20 protein-coding genes are annotated in these 22,799 nt (G+C 45.0%); 12 read left to right on the top strand and 8 right to left on the bottom strand.

Translation table 11 applies throughout. The features are described 5' to 3' along the window. Positions 1–25: 25 nt before the first annotated feature. The 5 genes from ACOCLE_RS07350 to ACOCLE_RS07330 all read left to right on the top strand — a co-directional run bounded on the left by ACOCLE_RS07350 (position 26) and on the right by ACOCLE_RS07330 (position 5,339). The gene (locus ACOCLE_RS07350; RefSeq protein WP_419536155.1) at positions 26–958 is read left to right on the top strand and encodes a PilW family protein; all 933 of its coding nucleotides are present in this window, start codon (positions 26–28) and stop codon (positions 956–958) included. 6 nt (positions 959–964) lie between these two features. After that, positions 965–1,522 (top strand): pilus assembly PilX family protein, encoded by a 558-nt coding sequence (locus ACOCLE_RS07345; protein WP_419536154.1) that lies wholly within the window; start codon positions 965–967, stop codon positions 1,520–1,522. Between the two features lie 209 nt (positions 1,523–1,731). After that, positions 1,732–3,090, top strand: coding sequence for a hypothetical protein (locus tag ACOCLE_RS07340; protein WP_419536153.1), 1,359 nt, complete (start codon positions 1,732–1,734; stop codon positions 3,088–3,090). A 42-nt stretch (positions 3,091–3,132) separates the two neighbouring features. Then, complete coding sequence (locus ACOCLE_RS07335; RefSeq protein ID WP_419536152.1) at positions 3,133–4,920, top strand: pilus assembly protein; 1,788 nt, start codon at positions 3,133–3,135, stop codon at positions 4,918–4,920. Between the two features lie 23 nt (positions 4,921–4,943). Beyond that, positions 4,944–5,339 (top strand): type IV pilin protein, encoded by a 396-nt coding sequence (locus tag ACOCLE_RS07330; RefSeq protein ID WP_419536151.1) that lies wholly within the window; start codon positions 4,944–4,946, stop codon positions 5,337–5,339. Positions 5,340–5,362: 23 nt separating this feature from the next. On the opposite strand, the gene ACOCLE_RS07325 is transcribed toward ACOCLE_RS07330, so the two are convergent. The 5 genes from ACOCLE_RS07325 to ACOCLE_RS07305 all read right to left on the bottom strand — a co-directional run bounded on the left by ACOCLE_RS07325 (position 5,363) and on the right by ACOCLE_RS07305 (position 8,668). Continuing rightward, positions 5,363–5,713 carry a GFA family protein gene (locus tag ACOCLE_RS07325; protein WP_419536150.1) on the bottom strand — a complete coding sequence of 117 codons (351 nt, stop codon included), beginning with the start codon at positions 5,711–5,713 and terminating at the stop codon, positions 5,363–5,365. Positions 5,714–5,832: 119 nt separating this feature from the next. Continuing rightward, on the bottom strand, positions 5,833–6,666 hold the full coding sequence (gene nudC, locus ACOCLE_RS07320) for an NAD(+) diphosphatase (protein WP_419536149.1): 834 nt from the start codon (positions 6,664–6,666) through the stop codon (positions 5,833–5,835). A 56-nt stretch (positions 6,667–6,722) separates the two neighbouring features. Then, positions 6,723–7,439 carry a DNA polymerase III subunit epsilon gene (dnaQ, locus tag ACOCLE_RS07315; RefSeq protein ID WP_419536148.1) on the bottom strand — a complete coding sequence of 239 codons (717 nt, stop codon included), beginning with the start codon at positions 7,437–7,439 and terminating at the stop codon, positions 6,723–6,725. A gap of 37 nt (positions 7,440–7,476) precedes the next feature. Next, positions 7,477–7,917 carry a ribonuclease HI gene (rnhA, locus tag ACOCLE_RS07310; protein WP_419536147.1) on the bottom strand — a complete coding sequence of 147 codons (441 nt, stop codon included), beginning with the start codon at positions 7,915–7,917 and terminating at the stop codon, positions 7,477–7,479. Next, complete coding sequence (locus ACOCLE_RS07305) at positions 7,901–8,668, bottom strand: methyltransferase domain-containing protein (RefSeq protein ID WP_419536146.1); 768 nt, start codon at positions 8,666–8,668, stop codon at positions 7,901–7,903. The genes rnhA and ACOCLE_RS07305 overlap by 17 nt, the downstream gene beginning before the upstream one ends. A gap of 311 nt (positions 8,669–8,979) precedes the next feature. Here ACOCLE_RS07305 and gloB point away from each other — a divergent pair, with 311 nt between their 5' ends. The 4 genes from gloB to ACOCLE_RS07285 all read left to right on the top strand — a co-directional run bounded on the left by gloB (position 8,980) and on the right by ACOCLE_RS07285 (position 15,203). Continuing rightward, positions 8,980–9,762 (top strand): hydroxyacylglutathione hydrolase, encoded by a 783-nt coding sequence (gloB, locus tag ACOCLE_RS07300; RefSeq protein ID WP_419536145.1) that lies wholly within the window; start codon positions 8,980–8,982, stop codon positions 9,760–9,762. Between the two features lie 42 nt (positions 9,763–9,804). Further along, entirely contained in the window at positions 9,805–11,424 is a 1,620-nt protein-coding gene (locus ACOCLE_RS07295) for a LysM peptidoglycan-binding domain-containing protein (RefSeq protein WP_419536144.1), read from the top strand. A 72-nt stretch (positions 11,425–11,496) separates the two neighbouring features. Then, on the top strand, positions 11,497–13,338 hold the full coding sequence (locus tag ACOCLE_RS07290; protein WP_419536143.1) for an extracellular solute-binding protein: 1,842 nt from the start codon (positions 11,497–11,499) through the stop codon (positions 13,336–13,338). 50 nt (positions 13,339–13,388) lie between these two features. Next, on the top strand, positions 13,389–15,203 hold the full coding sequence (locus tag ACOCLE_RS07285) for an extracellular solute-binding protein (protein ID WP_419536142.1): 1,815 nt from the start codon (positions 13,389–13,391) through the stop codon (positions 15,201–15,203). A 62-nt stretch (positions 15,204–15,265) separates the two neighbouring features. Here ACOCLE_RS07285 and ACOCLE_RS07280 read toward each other — a convergent pair whose 3' ends face one another. Together ACOCLE_RS07280 and ACOCLE_RS07275 are read right to left on the bottom strand one after the other, a co-directional pair. Then, positions 15,266–17,776: a hypothetical protein gene (locus tag ACOCLE_RS07280; protein ID WP_419536141.1), complete on the bottom strand. Its 2,511-nt coding sequence runs from the start codon at positions 17,774–17,776 to the stop codon at positions 15,266–15,268. Between the two features lie 71 nt (positions 17,777–17,847). Further along, positions 17,848–18,627 (bottom strand): hypothetical protein, encoded by a 780-nt coding sequence (locus ACOCLE_RS07275; RefSeq protein ID WP_419536140.1) that lies wholly within the window; start codon positions 18,625–18,627, stop codon positions 17,848–17,850. Positions 18,628–18,641: 14 nt separating this feature from the next. Between ACOCLE_RS07275 and ACOCLE_RS07270 the strand changes: the two genes are divergently transcribed. Then, positions 18,642–19,922, top strand: coding sequence for an ISKra4 family transposase (locus ACOCLE_RS07270; RefSeq protein ID WP_419532972.1), 1,281 nt, complete (start codon positions 18,642–18,644; stop codon positions 19,920–19,922). A gap of 8 nt (positions 19,923–19,930) precedes the next feature. On the opposite strand, the gene ACOCLE_RS07265 is transcribed toward ACOCLE_RS07270, so the two are convergent. Further along, positions 19,931–20,887, bottom strand: coding sequence for a helix-turn-helix domain-containing protein (locus tag ACOCLE_RS07265; protein WP_419536139.1), 957 nt, complete (start codon positions 20,885–20,887; stop codon positions 19,931–19,933). 87 nt (positions 20,888–20,974) lie between these two features. Between ACOCLE_RS07265 and ACOCLE_RS07260 the strand changes: the two genes are divergently transcribed. After that, positions 20,975–21,283, top strand: coding sequence for a transposase (locus ACOCLE_RS07260; protein WP_419533454.1), 309 nt, complete (start codon positions 20,975–20,977; stop codon positions 21,281–21,283). A 225-nt stretch (positions 21,284–21,508) separates the two neighbouring features. After that, positions 21,509–22,789: an ISKra4 family transposase gene (locus ACOCLE_RS07255; RefSeq protein WP_419532972.1), complete on the top strand. Its 1,281-nt coding sequence runs from the start codon at positions 21,509–21,511 to the stop codon at positions 22,787–22,789. Positions 22,790–22,799: the final 10 nt, after the last annotated feature.

The following is a 22,799-nucleotide window of genomic DNA, read 5'->3' as shown; positions in this document are numbered from 1 at the left end:
GCAGTACATGGATGTGAGGAAAGTCATGATAAAAATCTCATGGGTTATCACCAGTCATAATAGACAACAGGGGTTTACCCTGGTTGAACTGATGGTCGCTGTCACCCTGTCGTTATTTCTGCTTGCGGGTGTGGCCGTTCTCTATCTGAACACATTGACTACTCAGCGTGACAGCAGCGCAATGATTACTCTGAATGATAATGCCCGCACTGCATTGACGATCATTTCACGTGATCTCCGGTCTGCCGGGTATAACAATGGCTTACCTCCAGGAAGCATCAGCCAAAATGGTCTGACGGTTACTGATGATTGCAGCGGAATTGCTGCTGCACTAACCCCTTCCCCCGCATTTATGGCTGGCCGAGCCAGTAACGATATTTTCGGATGTGCTGCAGGTCAGACCGGTAACTATACGGCTGCAGATGGCTTGCCTTCTGACTGGCTACTTTTCAGGGGAGCCGTCGGCGAAGTGGTGAACACTCCTCTGACAAACACTAACTATCTAGTCGCCAATACCCAGGAAGGCCGTCTTTTTCGTTCAGCCACAGCCCCATTGATTTCTGACGATCAGGAGGTCCGTGAATACCAGTTCAGCCTGTTTTATCTTCGGGATAATCAGTTAAAACTGACCCGTCTGGCCAATGACGCACTGGTCGAAACCACACTCGCCAACAACATTGAAGCCATGCGGGTATTTTTGGGCATTGATGATGACGGCGATGGCCAGATTAATCGTTATCAGGGAACACCAGCTAACACAAACACCTGGACTGAACAGCAATGGAATGAAGTACAGAGCATTAAGCTCTACCTGCTGACCACAACGGATCAGGTCAATAATTATGAGGACCATCGCACCTACCAGATGGGTGATATTACCGTTCAGCCCGATGGTGATAATCGTCATCGTCGTTTAGCCAGTACCACCATCTATCTATACAACCATGCCTATCGGTGACCAGAGATGAAACAGTTCAAATCACAACAGAGCGGCATGATTCTGATGGTATCACTGTTGTTTCTCATGATGCTGACCACGATTGCTGTCACACTGGTGAACCAATCCAGTAGATCACCACGCATGATAGCCAATGCGGAAATAAAACTGATCACGTTTAATCAGGCGCAGGCAACGCTCAACCAGATTGCTGTTATGGATATGTCCGAATTTGACCGGGGAGTCTGTGGCGCAGAACACGCTCCCTATAACCCAATCGATCCAGACAGTTCACTGACACAGGCTCAGCAGACGGCCCATACCTGTGGTGCTAATAATGCAGCACCCAGTCCAAGTATCCATTATCAGGCATCCAGTCAGACGGTACCCCGCAGTGAAAATGCCAGTGGAGTTGGTAAATACAGTGTTGAGTTTTATCAGATTCAAACGGACAGTGCGCAGTCAGGCATAACAACCTCGCTGGCCATGAACACCTATAAAGTGATGTTAGGTGAGCAGGGAGGTTCAGCTCACGGCGACCAGAATGTGGTCATAGGCAGTACACCGTTATCTGCCAGCCCCTAGACTGCATGGCAGCTAGGAATTGGTCTTATGCCACCATATTGGGCATAAAAAGAATAAAATTTAGTCGTAAGGTATGAGCTAAAGTGACTTTCAAAAGTTTAAAAAGAATAGCAGTGCTTTCTGCTCTTTTTCTATTCTCACTGACTGGTCTGTCTGATGATACCGAGCTGTTTACCGGTGCAAATATCAATAATAACGCCCGACCTCAGGTGATGATCATCCTGGACACTTCTGGAAGTATGGGTTGGGATGCCCCAAAAGCAGACTACGATGCAAATACCATTTATAGCGGCGATTACACCAGCAATGGTATTCATATTGTCAAGTTTGACAGTGACCTTGTTACAGAAGGAAGCCCCTGTAATACCATATGGGTAGAGATTAATGGTAAAAATAGAAAACGAGTCGAATGTATCGGCAACTATTTAAACTGGTTTGAAGAGGATGCACCCAGGCGAATTACTCTTGCGAGAGAGTCCATCACACAGCTGATCAATGACAATCAGAATGTGGACTTTGGATTAGCAGCTTTTATTGATGGTGACTATAGCGGCTATGGCGGATATATACGTCATAGTATCTCAGAAAATGGCAGTACAATTGTTAATGATTTAAGCAATCTGACCCCTGATGGTGGCACACCCTTATGTGGTGCCTACTATGAAGTTCTCAATTTCTTTACTGGGAGAAATTTATACAGAGCACAATACACCAGTAGTCGTGACACAAGTGTTGAAAGTCAGATTGGGAGTCAATACAAAACTACGGATGAGTATGGCGATGTTCCTTTAGTAAAGCCATGTCAAAACCTTTATATCATCTATGTCACAGATGGTGAGCCTAGCTCAGAATCCAGTGTCAACAGCACAATAAAATCTGACACGAATTTAAAAGTTGGCGGCACTACACGAATTACTGCATGCGATGATTACGAAGATAATAGCGGTGAAATGAGTGAGAACTGCCTACCAAAGCTGGCTGAATATTTAGCCAACCCGGGAAGCGGCGGGCTTGATAATGATTCATCCACTGGAAACCAGAAGGCGTTCACTTACACCATTGGCTTTGCGACAGACCAGCAATTATTGAGAGATACCGCAGATAAGGGAAATGGTGTCTGTTATACAACTGTTGGAACCAATACAGACTCAACAACCGGCTGTGTTGTCGTTAATGATATTGCGGCAGCATTCCAGGGAGCACTTGGAGAAATTCTGCAACAAACCAGTACTTTTGTATCTCCTGCCGTTGCCGTAAACAGTTTCAAAAGAACGGAATCACTGGATAACGCTTACTACGCAATGTTCCTCCCCTCTGAGTCATCCCGCTGGACGGGTAACCTCAAGAAGCTGAAGATATATAAAGGAGACTCAACACCTGGCTGTACTGCCCTTGATATTCATACACCGGGTATAGTGGTTGATCGTGGATGTGACCCAGCATTAGACGATGGCAGCAATCGTATTGCCGATGGCCGCAGCACCTACTGGAATACCATAAATGATGGCAGTGAAGTCGGCAGCGGTGGACTGGGTGCGGCACTGTTAAATGCCCGTGGGACTTTCTAAACAAACCTTGTTAACAACTCAGGCATTGAATATCTGGGTTCGGTGGACAATATTGATGTTTCAAGATTTGGTATTAATGATACCGCAAACTATACCACTGCAAACCTGATTAACTGGGTCAAGGGGCTCGATAATGATGGTAATACACTCAGCTGGGTGCTGGGGGATATTCTTCATTCCAGACCCGTTACTTTGAATTATGGAGATACTGACGGAACCGGTACTGAATACAATGACACCAACCCAAATTTACGTCTGGTTTTTGGCACAAACTACGGAATGCTTCATTTTATAGAAGACCAGGGTAATTCTGTTATTGAAAACTGGTCCTTCTTTGCGGGTGAAACAGCAAGCAACATTCCAAAGCTCTATGAGAACCGTGATGACGTTGGCCACCCCTATGGACTTGACGGCCAGGTCAGTGTGATACGACTTGATTACAATAATGATGGCAATATCAAGCATGCCGATGGGGACCGGATGATTCTCTATTTTGGTATGCGTAGGGGAGGCAGCAGTTATTACGCCATTGATGTATCCAATCCGGACGGTGCCCCCACCCTGCTCTGGCGTATTGATAATCAAACTGCTGGATATTCAGAACTGGGGCAAAGCTGGTCCACTCCAGTACCTATGATTATTCCGGGTCATCGTGAAGTTATTTCAACAACAGAGTCAGGCATTACAACAAACACCATTAATTACAAGTATGTGTTGGCATTTGGTGCAGGCTATGACAGTACAAATGATGATGATCGCAATGGTGAAGCTTTCACCGATGCCAATGGTGATACGCATACCGTCAGAAAGTATTCTCAAAAAGGACGAGGGTTATTTTTTGTCGATGCGGCAACAGGAGCACTCGTTAAATCATTTACTGCACCGGATGATATCTCAACGGCAAATCCAGTGCAGTTCGAAAGCAGCCTTCTCAAATGGAGCGTTGTCTCATCACCTGCCCCCATGGACAGTAATGGGGATGGCTTGACTGATCGGGTTTATTTTTCCGATACCGGCGGCAATGTTTTCAGGATTGACATTGGCAAGGGTTATCTGGATGCGAATGCACCCAATGCAGAAAGCCCAATATGGTCGATGATAAAATTGGCGGAACTGGGGGCAGATGAAACCGATGTTCGGCCTTCACCTGATGTGAGCAGTGATCGGCGCTTTATGTACCAACCGGAACTGGTCAGAACCACGCACAGAGGAACTTCATATGATGCAGTGGTACTGGGTAGTGGTAACAGAGCCAACCCAATGGCAACAACAAATACTGACCGTTACTACGTAATCAGGGATACCAATATTTTCTATACCCGCTTTGGAACTTGTAATGACTGCACAACATCACCCAATGTGATTTCTCATAACAGCCTATACAATGCCAGTAGCAACTTGATTCAACAGGGTACTGATCAGGAAAAAGCTACGGGTATGTCATTGCTGGACACGAAAAGTGGCTGGTATATAAACCTTTCTGCTTCAGGCGAAAAAACCACAACAACGGGTGATGTATACAGCGGCCAGCTGCTCTATAGCACCTATTCCCCATCATCCGCACCTGGCGCGAATATATGTACTCCCAGTGTTGGATCCAGTCGTTTCTATGTTTTAGATTTGCATACTGCATCAGCCATACGTGACGTTGATGGCGATAGTGACAAACAGGCTGATGACCGCTTTTCACTGCTTTCTGTCGTTGGTACACCGGGTGATGCCACCATCGTCTCTCTTGGTGAAGGCAGTAACCTGATCGATTTGAATACCGGATATAGCGGTGCTACTAACGAAGTCGGTATTCATCGCAGTGGCTGGATCGAACAATAACAAGACAACAGGAGTACAATATCATGGGAAACGCTTCAGGTTTTACGCTTATCGAACTGATGATTGCGGTGGTTATTGTCGGTATTCTGGCCTCGATTGCACTACCAAGCTACCAGAGTTATATGCAGAATGGTCGACGGGCCGAAGGTCAGTCGGCACTACTGGACATTGCTGGAAGACAGGAGCAGTTTTTCCTGGATAACCATCAATACACTTCTGATTTAACCAACCTAGGCCTGAATGCGAACCCCTATATTTCTGAGGATGGCTGGTATTCCATCAGCGCTGCCTGTGGCAATGCTGGTGATGCATTCGCCTGTACTGATGGGTTTGTCTTGATTGCCACGCCCCAGGGGGGCCAGGTATCCGATGGCAACCTGAGCCTGAACTCATTAGGCAGCAAATCGGGGAAGTGGTAAGTTTCAATATTGATCAGCTGATTTTATAGCGAAGCACCATCAAAAACTTCATACGGTATTGATAACGAATCGATGTTTTCCAGGCAGCCAATATTGATTCGGTAGTGATCTTTCTTACGCAGTGTCTGGTGAAAAGGATAGATTCCACAGGCACGGCAAAAGTAATGTCTGGCAACTCCACTGCCAAATTCATAGTGTCCAAGTAAGCCCTGTTTATCGTCAATGTACATCTCGTCTGGATCTACTATAAATGCCGTCATGACGGCACCTTTGCGAACACAGATCGAGCAGTTGCACCTGAGCCCTGAGTCAATTTCCGGCCCCTCAAACTCAAAGCTGATCGCTTTACAATGACAACTTCCTGTGTGCTTCATTTAATCTCCTCCTTTTTGTTTTATTTATCCGCCAGAAGTCAGGTTAATCCTTCATGAACAACCTGTTTGCAGGATTTTGAGATAATGTATTATTGATTAATAAATATGATTGGATAATATCACATAAAAACATCCACCAGCTTGCTGGCGATGGTAAATTCCGGTGGCAGGTCTGGCGGGTTATCTCGATGGAACCAGCCACCAAAACAGAGCTCTTCCTCTTCAAGGATAAGCTCACCACTTTTATATTCCGCATGAAATCCCATCATCAATGAGTGAGGAAATGGCCAGCTCTGACTGAAACAGTAATGGAGTTTTCCCAACCTAAGACCCGTTTCTTCAAATACCTCTCGATGAACGGCATCTTCAGCACTCTCACCAGGCTCAATAAAACCCGCCACCAGCGTATGCATGGTTGATTCTTTACCATGGCGATGATGTCGAACCAGAAGCATTTTATCTCCCCGCGTCACCAGGACAATGACACAGGGAGAGATTCTGGGGTAAGCATGGTGTCCGCATTCAGGGCAAACCATCGCCCACTCCCCCTCCTTTTCCCGCGTCTGATGGCCACAACAGCCACAAAAGGCATGCTCACTGCGTGATGTCAGGATCTGCAGGCCATGACTAATAAAGCTATACGTTGTTGAGTCTGACACGGACAGTAATGACCTGAAACTGACAGTATCAGCTTCCAGCGGCAGAGTTGTGAGTTCAACCACTCCAACTGCCTTTCCATGAAAATAACCCGTGACTATCTCATCTTGTTTTATCACCGACTGAAACTTTTCAAGACGGTACCAGAGGAAATTTTCTCCAGAGCCTTCGTCATTAAGAACAACCTGCCCTTCAAACAGCACCAGCCAGCACTCAGCACTCAGTTCCGTTTTCAGGCCTTGCAATGGCAAATAGTTCACGTTGAATACACCAGTATGATCATGATCCAGCTGCAAAGCTGACTCCTTGATTCCGTTCCATATATTGCAGGGTAGAATTATCTGAAGTGGGACTAGTCGTTAGAAAGCCACAGACAATTGCCAGACTGCTTTTGAATCTGTTCCAGCTTGTTTTGATGATTCTGCAACTCACTATCACTGGCAGAGATGACCCGAAGTGCCGGCCGGCCAGCAGCCAGTCGCCGGATAGTGCTACCGCCCTCTTCCGAATCGCCGGCACCATCATCACTGCTTCCCAGCGAAAGTGCAGTCTGCCCACCGGTCATGGCAAGGTAGACTTCAGCCAGAATCTCTGAGTCTAACAGCGCGCCATGCAGGGTTCGGGAGGAATTATCAATAAAGTACCGCTTACATAAAGCGTCCAGATTGTTCTTCTGCCCAGGGTGCTTTTTCCTGGCAAGCGCCAGAGTATCAAGCACACCGCAACAGTCATCTACGTTAGGGAAACCACGGCGTAACAACGAAAACTCATGATTGATAAAGCCCACATCGAACGCCGCATTGTGAATCACCAGTTCAGCTCCGCGGATATACTCGAGAAACTCATCGGCAATGGCACTGAACACCGGTTTATCTACCAGAAACTCATTGGTAATACCATGTACCTCAATGGCTTCCTGCTCTACGACTCGCTGTGGATTGATATACACATGGTAGTGATTACCGGTCAACTTCCGGTCAATCATCTCCACACAGCCGATTTCAATGACTCGGTGCCCCTGCTTAGGGTCAATACCGGTGGTTTCTGTATCAAGAATTATCTGTCGCATGGGTTAGCTGTTCTCAAATCTTTACCAGAGAGGAAGTCTATTTTTTGAATGCTTCCGCTCCCTTACAGGCCAGCTGGTCAGCAATTTCATTTTCACGATGGCCAGCATGACCTTTAATCCAACGCCAATCGATATCATGACGCTGACTCTGTTCGTCCAGCAGTTGCCAGAGATCCTGATTCTTGACCGGCTTACCAGCAGCGGTTTTCCAGTTTTTCCGTTTCCAGCCTGTCATCCATTCCGTGATACCCTTTCGGACATACTGGGAATCGGTGGTAAGAATAATGGAGCAGGACCGCTTCAAAGCCTTGAGCCCTTCAATCGCAGCCATCAGTTCCATCCGGTTATTCGTGGTTTCAGGTTCACCGCCAAAAAGCTCTTTCTCTACGTTACCGTAACGGAGTAAAACCCCCCAGCCACCAGGCCCGGGGTTACCTTTACAGGCCCCATCGGTAAAAATTTCAACTGTCTGACTCAAAAGAACTCCAGTCTCTGTTTACTTTCACGGTGCTGGTTCTACCAGCACTGGGGCGGGTCAATGGTTGACCGACAAAACGCCTGCGCACATCAGACCACACCTTTCTTACCGGTGTCAGCCCTGGGGTTTCACGGGTAGCAATCATCATGTAAAAACCACCAACCGGTATCTGAAGCTGCCCAAGCCGCTCTTCAATAAGGTCGCCCCTCAACCCGGTAAAAAATCGCTTCAGTGGGTGAACATAACCACCATATACCACTCTTTCAACATTGAAGTTCAACAAAGCAAGCCAGTCTTTCAACCTGGAAGGCGATATAAAATGGGCATCACTTAGCAAACGGCGCTGACTGGGCACACAGAACCGTACGATATTAGTTAGACTAAAGGGGTTGAAGCCTATAATCACCAGTTTACCATCCGGAATAATGGTATTCGCCGCTTCACTCAGTAAACGGTGTGGGCTGTCCGCAATCTCCAGAGTATGCTGCAGCAAAACCAGGTCCAGACTGCCCGGAGAAATTGGCCAGTAATGAGGATCAGCCGTGACCTGAGGTCTCGGGCAGTCAGAAAGATAGCTGCAACCCAGGATAAACTGCCTTCTCACCGGACTGCTGAACATAAGGTCTTTATGCCAGGACGCCGAGTATTGTCCAGCATGGAAACCAAATATTGTACTAAGCTCCCGTTCCAGAAGGCTCTTTTCATACTCGACCAGTAATTTTCCTGAGTCGGTCTCCAACCACTGACGCAAGTCCCCAATCCGGTCAGAGAGACTGCTTTTGGTCCTTTTCCTGAATCGTCGATGCATGCAAATTATCGTACCAATAAACAGTCAATGCGTGTTACATACCTGATCTACATACCCTCAGGCACTTTTCATAATCGGGCATGTTCATGTTAACCTCCTTATCGTCGAGTTCATACAGAAAAAATTATTCTATGACATCAGCGGGTGTCGGCTATAACATCTTCATTTAGCCTATGCTGGCTCATAACTGACCTTCCCTGTGCCGACTGAGTCAATGATGATCACAGGGATGATAGAAAGGACATTGTAAGGCAATGCTGACGATATCTCCCATATCCGCATTTGATGACAACTATATCTGGATGTTTCATGCACCAGACAGTCGGGATGTTTTCGTGGTTGATCCGGGTGATCCAACCCCCGTTGAAGAGGCTTTAAAGCATTATAAACTCAGCCTGGCCGGTATTCTCATCACTCACCACCACGTTGACCATACCGGTGGGATCAACGTATTAACAAAAGGCAGAAACATTCCTGTATATGGCCCTGACAACGAAAACATTGCAGGTATAACGCACACCGTGAGAGATAATGATACAATTGAGCTCAGCGGTTGTCAGTTTCGCATAATGACAACCCCTGGCCATACACTGGATCATATAGCTTACTTTACTGAGTCAGGTGAAAGTGGAAACCCAGCTCTCTTTTGCGGTGATACCCTTTTTGTGGGTGGCTGTGGGCGTCTCTTTGAAGGAACTGCAGAGCAAATGTTTCAAAGCCTGTCCCGCCTGGCTGAACTCCCTGGTAACACCGCTATTTACTGTGCTCATGAGTACACGCAAGCCAATCTGCAATTTGCACAGGCAGTAGAACCTCATAACCAGATGCTACAGAAACAAATTCAACAGGTAAGAGCATTTCGTGCTGAAAACCTTCCTACGGTACCATCAACCATAGAACAGGAACTGGCTACTAACCCGTTCTTAAGGTCAAATCAACCAGAAGTCATTCAAGCGGCCTCTAACAGGGACTCTTCCTCAAATGCCAGCCCCGTTGATGTTCTAAGGGTAATCCGAGCATGGAAGGATAATTTTTGATAGTGGTAAAATAATGAGCTGATAACACTCAGAACCAGATATATGACCAAAGCCCCCTACTTTAAAGGCCAGAGTTTTACTTTCTTTGGCCCCATTATGCCCAGAAAAACCTTCCCTACTCTGGCATTTTCCCTGCTTCTGACTGGTTGTCAGCTGGTGAGCTCACCGTCTTCACCTTCGACATCAGCAACAGAAAAAAAAGTCACAAAACCTTCTGTCGAAACCATTCACGAAGATACGTCGAAGCAGACTCCAGTAAAAAAAGCCCCAGTTGTCGTCGATAATCTCTGGATTCGGATCCAATCCGGTCTTGCAATGGATCTTGATCAGAACAACCCTCGCATTCAGGCGGAACTGGACTGGTATAAACGCCATAAGTCTTACTTCAGTCAGATTTCCAAACGTTCAGAGCCTTATCTGTATTTTATCGTCAAAGAAGCCGAGGCCAGAAATGTTCCCCTGGAACTGGCTCTGATGCCAATAGTCGAAAGTAGCTTTGACCCTTTTGCCTACTCTCATGCGGGTGCTTCAGGGCTCTGGCAGTTTATGCCTGAAACCGGCGAACATTACGGTCTTGACCAGAACTGGTGGTATGACGGTCGCCGGGATGTGGTTCACTCGACCCGTGCAGCTCTGGACTATATGCAAAGCCTGCACAATATGTTTGGTGACTGGGAGCTTGCATTAGCCGCTTTCAACTCCGGACCGGGCCGAGTTCAGCGGGCGGTTCGAAAAAACAGAAAGCTGGGTAAATCGACACGCTTCTGGGCACTGGACCTTCCCAGCGAAACCACCGCCTATGTTCCAAAGCTGATCGCTCTTGGGAAAGTTGTTCGAAACCCTGCCAAGCACGGGGTCAAATTGGACCATATCCCAAATAAACCTTATTTCGCCAAGGTCCATACCAGCGGTCAGCTGGATATGGCCAAGGCTTCGAAACTCTCAGGTGTTGAGCTTGAAGAACTGTATCGACTCAACCCAGGTCTGAACCGATGGTCTACGCCACCGGAAGGTCCTCATCACCTGGTTGTACCCGTGACTCATGCTGAACATTTTCGTACTCAATTATCGACATTACCTCCTGAAGAGCGTTTAACCTGGCACCGTTATACAGTGGAAGCCGGTGATAGCCTGAGTACGATCGCAAAAGAGTACCGAACCAGCGTTAATGTTCTGAGTGATGTCAACAAACTAAGCAGCTCCATTATTCGCGTTGGACAGGGCCTGATGATTCCCGTCGCTGGAAAAACGTCCGAAGAGTACACTCTCAGTGCAAGCCAACGTCTGGCTGCGAGACAAAATCGCTCTGTAAGTGGCCGATATAAAGTGGAGTATCGTGTAAAGTCTGGTGATAGTTTCTGGACAATTGCACAGAAGTATAACGTTGGCGTTAATGAGCTGGCACGCTGGAATAATATGTCACCCAGGGATACTCTCCGCATCAATCAGAAACTGGCTGTCTGGAAAAAGCAAAGTTCACAAAATGCGATTGTGCGTAAGGTGAATTACAAAGTACGATCCGGTGACTCTCTGGCCAAAATTGCCTCTAAGTTCAATGTCAATGTTGATCAGATCCGTGACTGGAATACCGACATGAATGGGAAATACATCCATCCTGGCCAGCAGGTGACCCTGTTTGTCAATGTAACCCGCAATTTCTAAAGCTCTAGGCGCCTGTTCGACTCTTCCAGCAGCTGCTATTCTGACAGATTAGCTGCTGGAAAGTTTCGATCGTTGATCACCTCTTTACAACAAAAAAACATCGTCATTTTCTTTCTTGTTATGTGCGGTAGCTTGTTTGCACGATCTGAAGACAGCTCCTGGCAGCACGCCCTCACTCTTTTCGATAACCCAAAATATCCACCAGACTTTTATGCCTTTGACTATGTAAACTTGAATGCACCAAAAAACGGCCACTTAAACCTGGCGGTTCATGGAACCTTTGATACTTTAAATGCTTACAACGGAAAAGGGGTTGCACCCTCGAGAGTATCTTCTGTTCCAAAATATGGTTTCAGCGAATTGAATGAAACCCTGATGGCGGGTTCAACCGGCTTCAATGGGCCCTTAGATGAACAGGATGCAGTCTATGGGCTTATTGCTGAATCGGTACGTTATACAAAAGAAAAGAACCGTTTAGAATTCAAACTTAATCAAAATGCTAAATTTCATGATGGTCACCCCATTACCAGCACTGATGTGATTTTTTCATTCAATTTACTATCATCACTGCCTTATGGACGGTTCGCTGGACTCGATCATCAAATAGACAGCCTGACCGCTCCCACCACACACCATCTTATTTTCCAACTGAAAAAGTCACATCCAATCACGCTACCACTGCATCTTGCAGAACTGCCGGTGTTACCAGAGCACTATTGGAAGGAGAATAACTTTCACAAAACAAGCCTGAAAGCCCCCCTATCCAGTGGCCCTTATAAAGTGTCCAGAGTTATTCCTGGTAAAAAAATAGAGCTGGAAAGAGTAAAAGATTACTGGGGCAAGGATCTTCCAGTGAATCGGGGAAAACATAATTTTGACAGAGTTACACTCCAGTTTTATCGGGATCTGAACATGGCATTTGAAGCCTTCAAAGGTGGGAATGTAGATGCCTATTTCGAAGTTCAATCTAAGAACTGGGCTACCGGGTACAACTTTGATGCTATAAAAAAGGGAATGGTTATCCGGAAAGACATCCCTAATGAAATGTCAAATGGCACCAGAGCTTATGTTTTCAATATCAGGAGGCCGTACCTGAAAGATCGAAGAGTCAGAGAGGCGATCAGTTTAATGCTTGATTGGGACTGGCTTTCAAAAGGTATTTTTCATAACGCCTATATCAGAACAGAAAGCTATTTCCCTTTTGTGACTAACGTCACACAGACTGTGCCATCGGAAGGTGAGCACCAATTACTGGTCCCTTTTTCGGAGTTACTGCCAGAACAACTTTTTGAAGTCCCATTCGCTTTTCCAAAAACGAAAGGCAATGGCGACATCAACCATTTAAAAAAACGGGCATTAAAGCTACTCAACCAGGCTGGCTGGGAGCTGCAGCAAAATAAATTGATGAATAAAACAACTCTGGAGTCCATGAAGCTGGTTTTTATTCATTACGGAGACTCTCAGTTTGAACGTATCGTTCATCCTTTTATACAAAACCTGAAAACCATTGGTGTTGAAGTGGTCCTCAGCCAAATGGATCTCACTCAGTACTATCGACGACTGAAACATCATGATTTTGATATGACCCAGTATATTTTTCCCTTACGGTATCACCCAGGGGAGGAACTGATGGACTTTTTTCACTCCAGCAGTGTCAATAATCGTGATGGCAGAAGTTTGATGGGTCTTGAGGACCCTGCAGTTGATGCCATTATTGAGCATATTATTAACGCGTCTGATAAGGATGACATGGAAACCGCCACGTCGGCACTTAACCGGATTCTACTATGGCAACATTACGGAATACTGAACTGGCATGGAAACACTCACCGCATAGCCTGGTGGGAGCACTTGAAACATCCAGACCACTTTCCTCCTTATGGCTTCAGCCTGAATACATGGTGGACTGAATAAAACAATACAGTGAGTCGATAACGCTAATAGACAGAACTTGAGGTCTTAGAATGCGGTCTACATTATTTACTTTAACACCGCTGTTAATGTGTGCCTTACTCAATGGCATTAGCTGTAAGGTGGCAGCCTCTCCTGACAATGGTGGAGCAAACCAATCTCACCATGCCATCAGTCTCTATGGTGAACCTAAATACTCTGAGACCTTTCGATACCTTGATTATGTAAACCCCGATGCACCTAAGGGTGGGGAGCTAAAGCAAGGCGTCATAGGTCATTTTGACAGTCTCACCCCTTATATTGACCGGGGGACGGCAGCCGCTGGTAGTCATATGATGTATGACACGCTGTTGGCCAGGTCCTGGGACGAACCGCTGACCAAATATGGTCTGATTGCTGAACGAATTGAACTTGCCCCTGATAACACCTGGGCAGCCTTTTATATAAATCCGTTGGCTCGATTCCATGATGGTAAACCAGTAACCGCCCATGATGTTAAATTCAGTTTTGACCTGCTCAGGGAAAAGGGGTCAACGTTTTATAAGCATTTCTATCAGGATGTCGAGAGAGTAGAAGCCACGAGCAATGACAGGGCTCTTTTTGTATTCAAACATAGCAATAACCGAGAGCTGGCATTGATTCTGGGACAAATGCCAATTCTTCCCAAACACTATTGGGCAACACGCGATTTCTCTTCTCCCGGTATGGAGATTCCCGTCAGCAGTGGTCCTTATAAACCGGTCAGGATAGAACCCGGGCGCTCAATAACGTTTGCCAGGGTAGAAAACTACTGGGGGAAAGATCTGCCAGTTAACCGGGGAAGGCACAATTTTGACCGTATTCAGTATGAATATTATCGAAACAGCAACGTGCTTTTAGAAGCCCTGCAGAAAGGGGAATACGATCTCAAGACCGTCAGTGACCCTCGTGTCTGGCATGACCAGCTCCGTGATGAATCGCTGAAAAAAAATCAATTGGTTCGATCTTCTTTAAGTAATCATAACCCCCAGACCTTAACCATTACCTATAACTCCAGAAGAGAATTGCTCTCAGACCCCCGTGTGAGAAAAGCACTGGGCTATGCCATCGAGTTCGACTGGATCAATCGACACTTATTCCACGGTATGTACCAAAGGGCGGACAGCGTTTTTGCCGGGACAGAACTGGGGGCTTCTGGAAAACCCTCAGAACAGGAAACAGAACTGCTCTCTGCATGGAAAACCGAAATCCCAGAGGAAGCATTGGATCAGGCATGGCTTCCTCCTGGCGATGAACAGGGTATTACCCGTCGAGATCGCAAAAGAAAAGCGCTGTCACTGTTAAAGCAGAGTGGCTGGACCATCAAAAAAAACCAACTGGCAAACCGCAACGGTAAACCACTCATACTTGAAATCCTGTTGTCCTCTTCTGAGGATGAACGGATCTTTATTCCAGTACAAAAGACACTGGAAAGCATGGGAATCAGACTCAACATAAGAACCGTAGACGTTGCCCAATATGTGGAAAGAGTCAGAAACCAGGACTTTGATATGGTAATGTACACCTTTCCTCATACGCCCTCTCCTGGTACAGAACAAGCCAGTCTATGGGGATCTAGTACCGTTGATCAGCATGGTTCCAGGAATATTGCCGGGATAAAGCTGAAATCCATCGATAGCCTGACTGCGAAAATACCTCAGGCAAACTCTCGCGAAGAACTGCTGACGCTTATCAGAGCCATGGATCGAATCATTCTCTGGAATCACTATGTGCTGCCCCTCTGGTACCAACCCGACTGGCTGGTAGTGCATAAAAAGCAGCTGAAGTACCCAAAAAACCCAGCTCCCTATGCACTGGATTTAAGCACCTGGTGGTATGAAAACAGGTAGATATCATAGGCAACTAATGACAAGCCTTACGATTATCTTTACTGTCACTTACCGGCCATAGCCTATAGGCCTAAAGGCAGAAGCCCCAAAGGAGATAACTCACCGTCATCAAACGGTCCGAGTCCTTCTGTTGGTAGAGCTCCAGAAGAAAACAATGGGTCTTTACCAACATCTACACGTTCGGAATTTCCAACGGCAGGAGTCAAAGGTTGAGTAGCGGCCTGTGCTCTATTTTCAGGAATGTCTGTATCTTGAGTAACAGTACAACTGGCATTCATTGATACAGAGTACGAATAACTAAGATTGCGATGGTATTGAATTGAAGGTCGCCGGCTTCTTTCTCCTGAAGACGATAGTAAAGGGTCTAAATCAAACATCTCAGCAAGTCCTGGCATAGGAACAGCCCTTTGTGTTCCAATTATATTGGATCCGGTTGCACAAGAAGACAAACTTTGCTCTGCTGACTGGAATAGAATATTGGAGTCTAAAGGTCTTTCTACTGGCGTACACTGACCGGTTTCATTACTCAATTCAATGCCAGTGCCTCGTACTCCACCATTCGATGAAAGCCTTGAGTACAAGTCTGGTTCAACTACCTGCGATGAAAGGTCAGAGTCTGATCCTTTCTCAACTGACGCTAACTGACCGCTTTCATCTCTCAATTCAAGGCCAGTCTCTGGCGCTACACCATTCAATGAAAGCCTACTGCAGAGATCAACTAACTGAGGATTAACTCTGATAAAAGGTGGAAAACCATTGCCTTCTAAAATTTTGGCAATGGAATAAAACTGATCAGCGGTTACTAGTACATCATCAGAAGAACTCCCTTTTTTCCCCCCTGAAAGGTCACTGGAGTTTGCCAGAACCAAAGCAGCATCAAGTGATAATCCAGGTTTGCTTTCTTCTTGAGAAATTGCAGAAACAGAGTTTTCCTGTAGCAGGTGATGGTCTACCGGATGAGCCGTTTTATCTGCAAACGAAGCCGCAACTTCATCACTACTCTCCTGGGACTCAAATCCTTTTCCAACATTATTATCTGATAAAGGAGCCATTTCATCTGCATTCGAAATTACAGCTTCACCACTATACACTTCAGGCTCTGAATCTTTACTAACATCATCATCTGATAACATGTCTTGTGTACTATCGGCCGCAGCCACAACAGAAGCTGACCGGTAAACCACTTTTTTACCACAAGTACTAGTATTAACTTGAGCTGTTTCTTCCGGGTTTTGTGTATCAATCAAATGAACCGTATTCAAGCCAACCCTATTGTTTGAAGACCTTTCAATGGATGAAGAATCAGATAAAGAGATACCAGAGTCGGACTGCTCACCACCGTCGATGCAAAAATTATCAGCGGGTGAAGGAGCATGGGCCGTATGAGGCATCATCAGGTGCCCTCTTGGAATTGGATCTTGCACATCTGCAGGATAAGATGAATTGGCGTTTGCATCGCAGCGAGATAATAACACTGACTCTTTACCAATCTTAGACAGATCCGCCTCTACCGGGTAAGAAAGACGAGAAATCACCACTTTTAAGCCATCAGGCATTGGTTTACAAACAAAATCATAACTATCACGTAGGCGTTTCGAATCATCTCTAACCATAAAATCATTAGCTATTTTTCTTTTTATAGGATAACCCGAATTATTCTTGCCGGGTTCATGTCTAATAAAATCAGCCGAAACTGGAGCAGCACAAAACCTATTGGACCTCAAACTTCTAGAACATTTGTTATTTACAAATGAATTAACAACCATCCTCACTGGTAGGAAATTACGTAAATCATCCCAGTTAAAATCATATGTATATTTATCACTGTTGACAGAAGATACAGTAACCTGGCAGACATTGTCATTAACGGCTGTCAGATGGGAGCACTCAGTCCATAATCGACAAAGGTGTGCAAACCGATCTCCTGGCTCGAGGCTTGCTATATAAAGGGAGGTCAACCACTTTTTAGGACTGAGCTCATTGGGCTTCAGCTCCAACTCATATTTATCAAGGTACTCGAAAAATTTGGCTGTCCCATGCATAAGCTGAAAAGTATTTTTTCGATCATGAATGAATTCATCATAGAGTGAAACCTGTTTCCAAACAGTCATAAATCCTTTTCTTTGAAATTCTGTTTGCAAAGCATAATCGTCTGGAATTAATTTATATTTTCTGGCTATTTCTTTAAGCTGTTTTATACGCAGTGACTCCTCGATCTCTTCAAACCCATGACAGTCTATTTCATTTTTATTTCCTCCCTTAACCAATATATGGGTTAAACCAGCATGAACATGAATTTGACTAAACCCTCCGTCGCGCGCTTTCTTAAAAAGATCTTCAAAAGTACGAGCAGCAGATCCTGGGATTGAAACAACACGTTCTGGAAGAGAGGTGGCTGCGATTTTTTGCTGATGCTCGTGTGGAGAATCCTTCTTCATATACAGTTTCTCACAGCGATCAGATACTCGCGTACAGCTTAATTCGGCATGAGCAGTGGAGGATTTAGACTGAAAAGAATAAGACGATAAATTACTGACAACACTACCCAAAGAATCCATCTCTAAATCCATCATGAAGCAAACAATAGTAATATAGACAAATAATAAAAAATCCCGAACAGAATGATACGAATCCTCTCAGTAAATCATAATAATTCCGGATAATACGTAACCTTCTCAGAGCCTCTCTTTCTTTTTGGTCGCTGTAAGGGCATTTCATAATCCAAAATGCTTGTAAAACCAGAGGGACCAAACTCAGATATATCCTGAGTAGAAAGCGTACGTGAGAGTATCTCCCAGTCAAATACTGATGGCTGAATTTTCAAATTCTGAAAAGCCATAAGATGAGTGCACTCAACCCACAAAATCATCAACCTTGCAAGGTTGTCTGCTTCATGTTCATGCAGATGGGAGTTGATTAATAGCACTTCTTTTAGCCATCTTAATGGGGAAAAACCATCATCCTGTTCATTGCGAAACTCGTTTAGTAAAAAACAAAGGTATGCTTCAGAACCATTCTGCATATGGCGCATACCGGTATTTTTAAAAAATTCATCATAAGCCGTCACATTATTCCATATTTTACTATATCCCTGTGCCTGAAATTTACTTTTCCCATGCACAGAGTTTGTTACAAAACATGCAATGATATCTCTCTGCTGCTGTTCTCTCTCCGACTGACTCAATTCATGAAAACCATTCGCATCTAATTTGAAACCAGCAAATATAAACTCTTTATGAATATGAAAATCATTGCCTTTTTTAAATAGTTCTTGAAAGCTACAAACCGGTTCAAAAAGCTGCTTATCGAGCAATCCAGAAAAATTGATTCCCACATCCGTTTCCGGTAATGGCTTGGGTGCTCTCTCTGAATGATTGAAACAATAGTGCTCTATTTTCACAGCTACTATGGGAACACCACTCATAATAGTTAACTGTCATGCCCGCTTCTGTTATTTCCAGCTCTACCAAAAGCATCGTTTTGCAAATTGAAGTTTCTATAGATTCAGGCAACATGCTGAATCTTGAAGATAGTTTACAGCGTGCACTCAATGAAGCCGGGCAGCTTGGAACAAAAGAGTTATTGGGGCTATTTGAATCACCCAATAAAGAACCTATCGTCGTTAATCAGCAGAAGTGGAACTACAAAGGAAAGGTTCTTAAGCACTATGAAACCTTATACGGTCGTATACCTTTGGAGCGCTCCGTATATCAGGGTGTCAGAGGTGGCAGTACTCTGGCAGCACTTGATCTTCGTGCCGGTATTATTGGTTCAGCTACCCCCAAATTTGCCAAGTCTATCGCCTGGAAATACAGCCAGATGCCAGCGCCTGCGGTAAAAGAAGATTTTGAGACCAACCATCAAAGGACGCTTTCAAATTCTTATATCAAGCATTTATCGGACAGAGTAGGTGCATTAATTGAAGACCAGCAAGACACTCACTACCACCTTCCTCCACTAAAAGAGCCTGTTGAAACAATAGCCATTGGTCTGGATGGAACCTGCATGCTGCTTTGTGAAGAAGGCTGGAGGGAAGCCATGTGTGGGACATTGAGCCTATATTCTGCAGATGGAGACAGGCTCCACACGATATATACAGCCAGTTCGCCAGAGTATGGTAAACAAAGCTTTATGAGCAAGCTCGACGAGGAGATTGCAGATCTAAAACGACTCTACCCAAATGCCACATACATCGGGGTAGCTGACGGGGCTAGAGAAAACTGGAGTTATTTGAAACAACATACCTCTGGGCAGATACTCGATTTTTATCATGCATCTGAATATTTAGCTGGAGCAGCGGAAGCACTGTTTCCAACCAGTAAGGCGAAGCGACACCAGTGGCTTGAAGACAGGCTACATAGTTTGAAAAACAAGCGTGGAGCAGCCAAAAAAATCCTTCAGGAAATTGAATCAGCCGAGCTCCCGAAAAAGACAATCGCACTGACAGAGAAGCGCTACAAAGCTGTGAGCTATTTTACAAACAATCACCAGTTAATGAATTATCATCAGGCGCTTAAACGCCATTGGCCAATAGGTTCAGGAGTTACTGAAGCGGCTTGTAAGACTCTGGTAAAGCAACGATTATGTGGTTCTGGAATGAGGTGGAAAGCAACAGGAGCGGAAGTGCTTTTGACAACAAGAGCACTGATCCAGAGTAAGGGGCGCTGGGAACAACTTTGGTCTGAGTTCATGACTGGAAAGGTTGAAGCTAACCTATGAGTCAGTTATCAAATTGAGAGAGCACCCAATGGCTTTATCAGCTCAGAGCTGACTCCGGCAGTCATTATTACGGGGAAAGGTGATACTAATCGGAAACCTTGATTGACGGTTCGAGAGGATAGAGATTCAGCGTCAGATCCAGTCTCGCACCCATCAGCAGGTTCAATTTTATTAACAGAAAGGGGCTCCTCAGCTGCACTGACCACATCAGGAAAAGAGAAATCTCCAAACAACTCAAAAACAGGAACTCTCTCTTTTTTAACCGGTTGAACTGCAGTTTGAGTCTTCTCTTCAATAGCCGTCGGCTCTATTTTTATATGAGTATGACGATGCGTGTCTGAGCCTGATGCAGGTTCAGTGTGAGCTATTGTCGAGGGCAATTTTTTCTTTTTTCTTACTGGATGCTCGACAGAATAACAATCTTTTCTTTTAACTGTTTTTCTTTTAGGAACAGATTCACCTGATTTAATTTTTGATTGTTGTTTCTTAACATTTTTCCGAAAAATATCAATTTGATCCTGATTCAAACCGTATTTTCGTTGAATGTCTTTATCGTGCTTTTCAGTTAACAGCATTTTGGTAAAGGCATTACACCACTTATGTGCTTTTCCTAAACGAAATTCTGAATCAAAAATCTCTGCAACGATCTCTGATCTGTTCTTAACAAGTGCATCAGACCAAAGCGCTGTAAATAGTTTTCGTTGAAGATAGCCGGTTTCTAAATCAGCGACCTTGTAATCAGCATTGATTACCTTAACCCATTTTGCAATAGCTTGTTTATCTAATCCGAATTGATTAGAAAGCTCATCACAACTTACTCCCTCTTTGACTCTCTTTATTAAATCAAGCCTTTTCTGCTGAAGCGTGCCAGCGCAAACGTTATGCTTAACCGCAAACTCCTTGTCAAATTCAGACACCTTTAATTCTCTCGGCGCAAAAGAAAAAACAACATCTAAATACTCCATTAATAAGTCTGGCGTTAACTGTTCGAGTTACCCACGAATACTGGACACTTCATTAAGTTAGATTATCTTCTAACGATGAGGTGAGTCATGAGTAAACACAGACATCCTGCTTATACTGAAGAATTCCGCAAAGAAGCCGTTCGCATGGCGGGATTACCTGATAGAAAAGCTTCAGAGGTTGCTGAACAGCTTGGGATCAGTGTTCAGCAGATCTATAACTGGAAACGACAGTTTTCCCGTCTTTCAGAAAAACAGTTCAATTCACTTGAAGGTGTCGACTATTCTCGCAAAGAATCCGATGAGGTAAAAAACCTCAAACGTGAGAACCACCGCCTCAAGCAGGAGAATGAGTTTCTAAAAAAGGTGTCTGCGTACTTCGCGAAACACCAAGAGTGAAGTACGCCCTGATTGCCAGATATCGCGGTTGCTACTCTCTGGTGTTGATGTGTCGCGTTCTGAGCGTCTCTCGTTCTGGGTTCTATTATTGGCAGATGTCCGGTGAAAGCGTACGAAAGCAGCGCTCGGATAAGATCAAAACGGGTGCTCTCTCTGAATGATTGAAACAATAGTGCTCTATTTTCACAGCTACTATGGGAACACCACTCATAATAGTTAACTGTCATGCCCGCTTCTGTTATTTCCAGCTCTACCAAAAGCATCGTTTTGCAAATTGAAGTTTCTATAGATTCAGGCAACATGCTGAATCTTGAAGATAGTTTACAGCGTGCACTCAATGAAGCCGGGCAGCTTGGAACAAAAGAGTTATTGGGGCTATTTGAATCACCCAATAAAGAACCTATCGTCGTTAATCAGCAGAAGTGGAACTACAAAGGAAAGGTTCTTAAGCACTATGAAACCTTATACGGTCGTATACCTTTGGAGCGCTCCGTATATCAGGGTGTCAGAGGTGGCAGTACTCTGGCAGCACTTGATCTTCGTGCCGGTATTATTGGTTCAGCTACCCCCAAATTTGCCAAGTCTATCGCCTGGAAATACAGCCAGATGCCAGCGCCTGCGGTAAAAGAAGATTTTGAGACCAACCATCAAAGGACGCTTTCAAATTCTTATATCAAGCATTTATCGGACAGAGTAGGTGCATTAATTGAAGACCAGCAAGACACTCACTACCACCTTCCTCCACTAAAAGAGCCTGTTGAAACAATAGCCATTGGTCTGGATGGAACCTGCATGCTGCTTTGTGAAGAAGGCTGGAGGGAAGCCATGTGTGGGACATTGAGCCTATATTCTGCAGATGGAGACAGGCTCCACACGATATATACAGCCAGTTCGCCAGAGTATGGTAAACAAAGCTTTATGAGCAAGCTCGACGAGGAGATTGCAGATCTAAAACGACTCTACCCAAATGCCACATACATCGGGGTAGCTGACGGGGCTAGAGAAAACTGGAGTTATTTGAAACAACATACCTCTGGGCAGATACTCGATTTTTATCATGCATCTGAATATTTAGCTGGAGCAGCGGAAGCACTGTTTCCAACCAGTAAGGCGAAGCGACACCAGTGGCTTGAAGACAGGCTACATAGTTTGAAAAACAAGCGTGGAGCAGCCAAAAAAATCCTTCAGGAAATTGAATCAGCCGAGCTCCCGAAAAAGACAATCGCACTGACAGAGAAGCGCTACAAAGCTGTGAGCTATTTTACAAACAATCACCAGTTAATGAATTATCATCAGGCGCTTAAACGCCATTGGCCAATAGGTTCAGGAGTTACTGAAGCGGCTTGTAAGACTCTGGTAAAGCAACGATTATGTGGTTCTGGAATGAGGTGGAAAGCAACAGGAGCGGAAGTGCTTTTGACAACAAGAGCACTGATCCAGAGTAAGGGGCGCTGGGAACAACTTTGGTCTGAGTTCATGACTGGAAAGGTTGAAGCTAACCTATGAGTCAGTTATC

It is taken from the genome of Endozoicomonas sp. (assembly GCF_965196975.1).
Classification (GTDB): domain Bacteria; phylum Pseudomonadota; class Gammaproteobacteria; order Pseudomonadales; family Endozoicomonadaceae; genus Endozoicomonas.
This window is presented reverse-complemented; position numbering and strand designations above follow the sequence as displayed.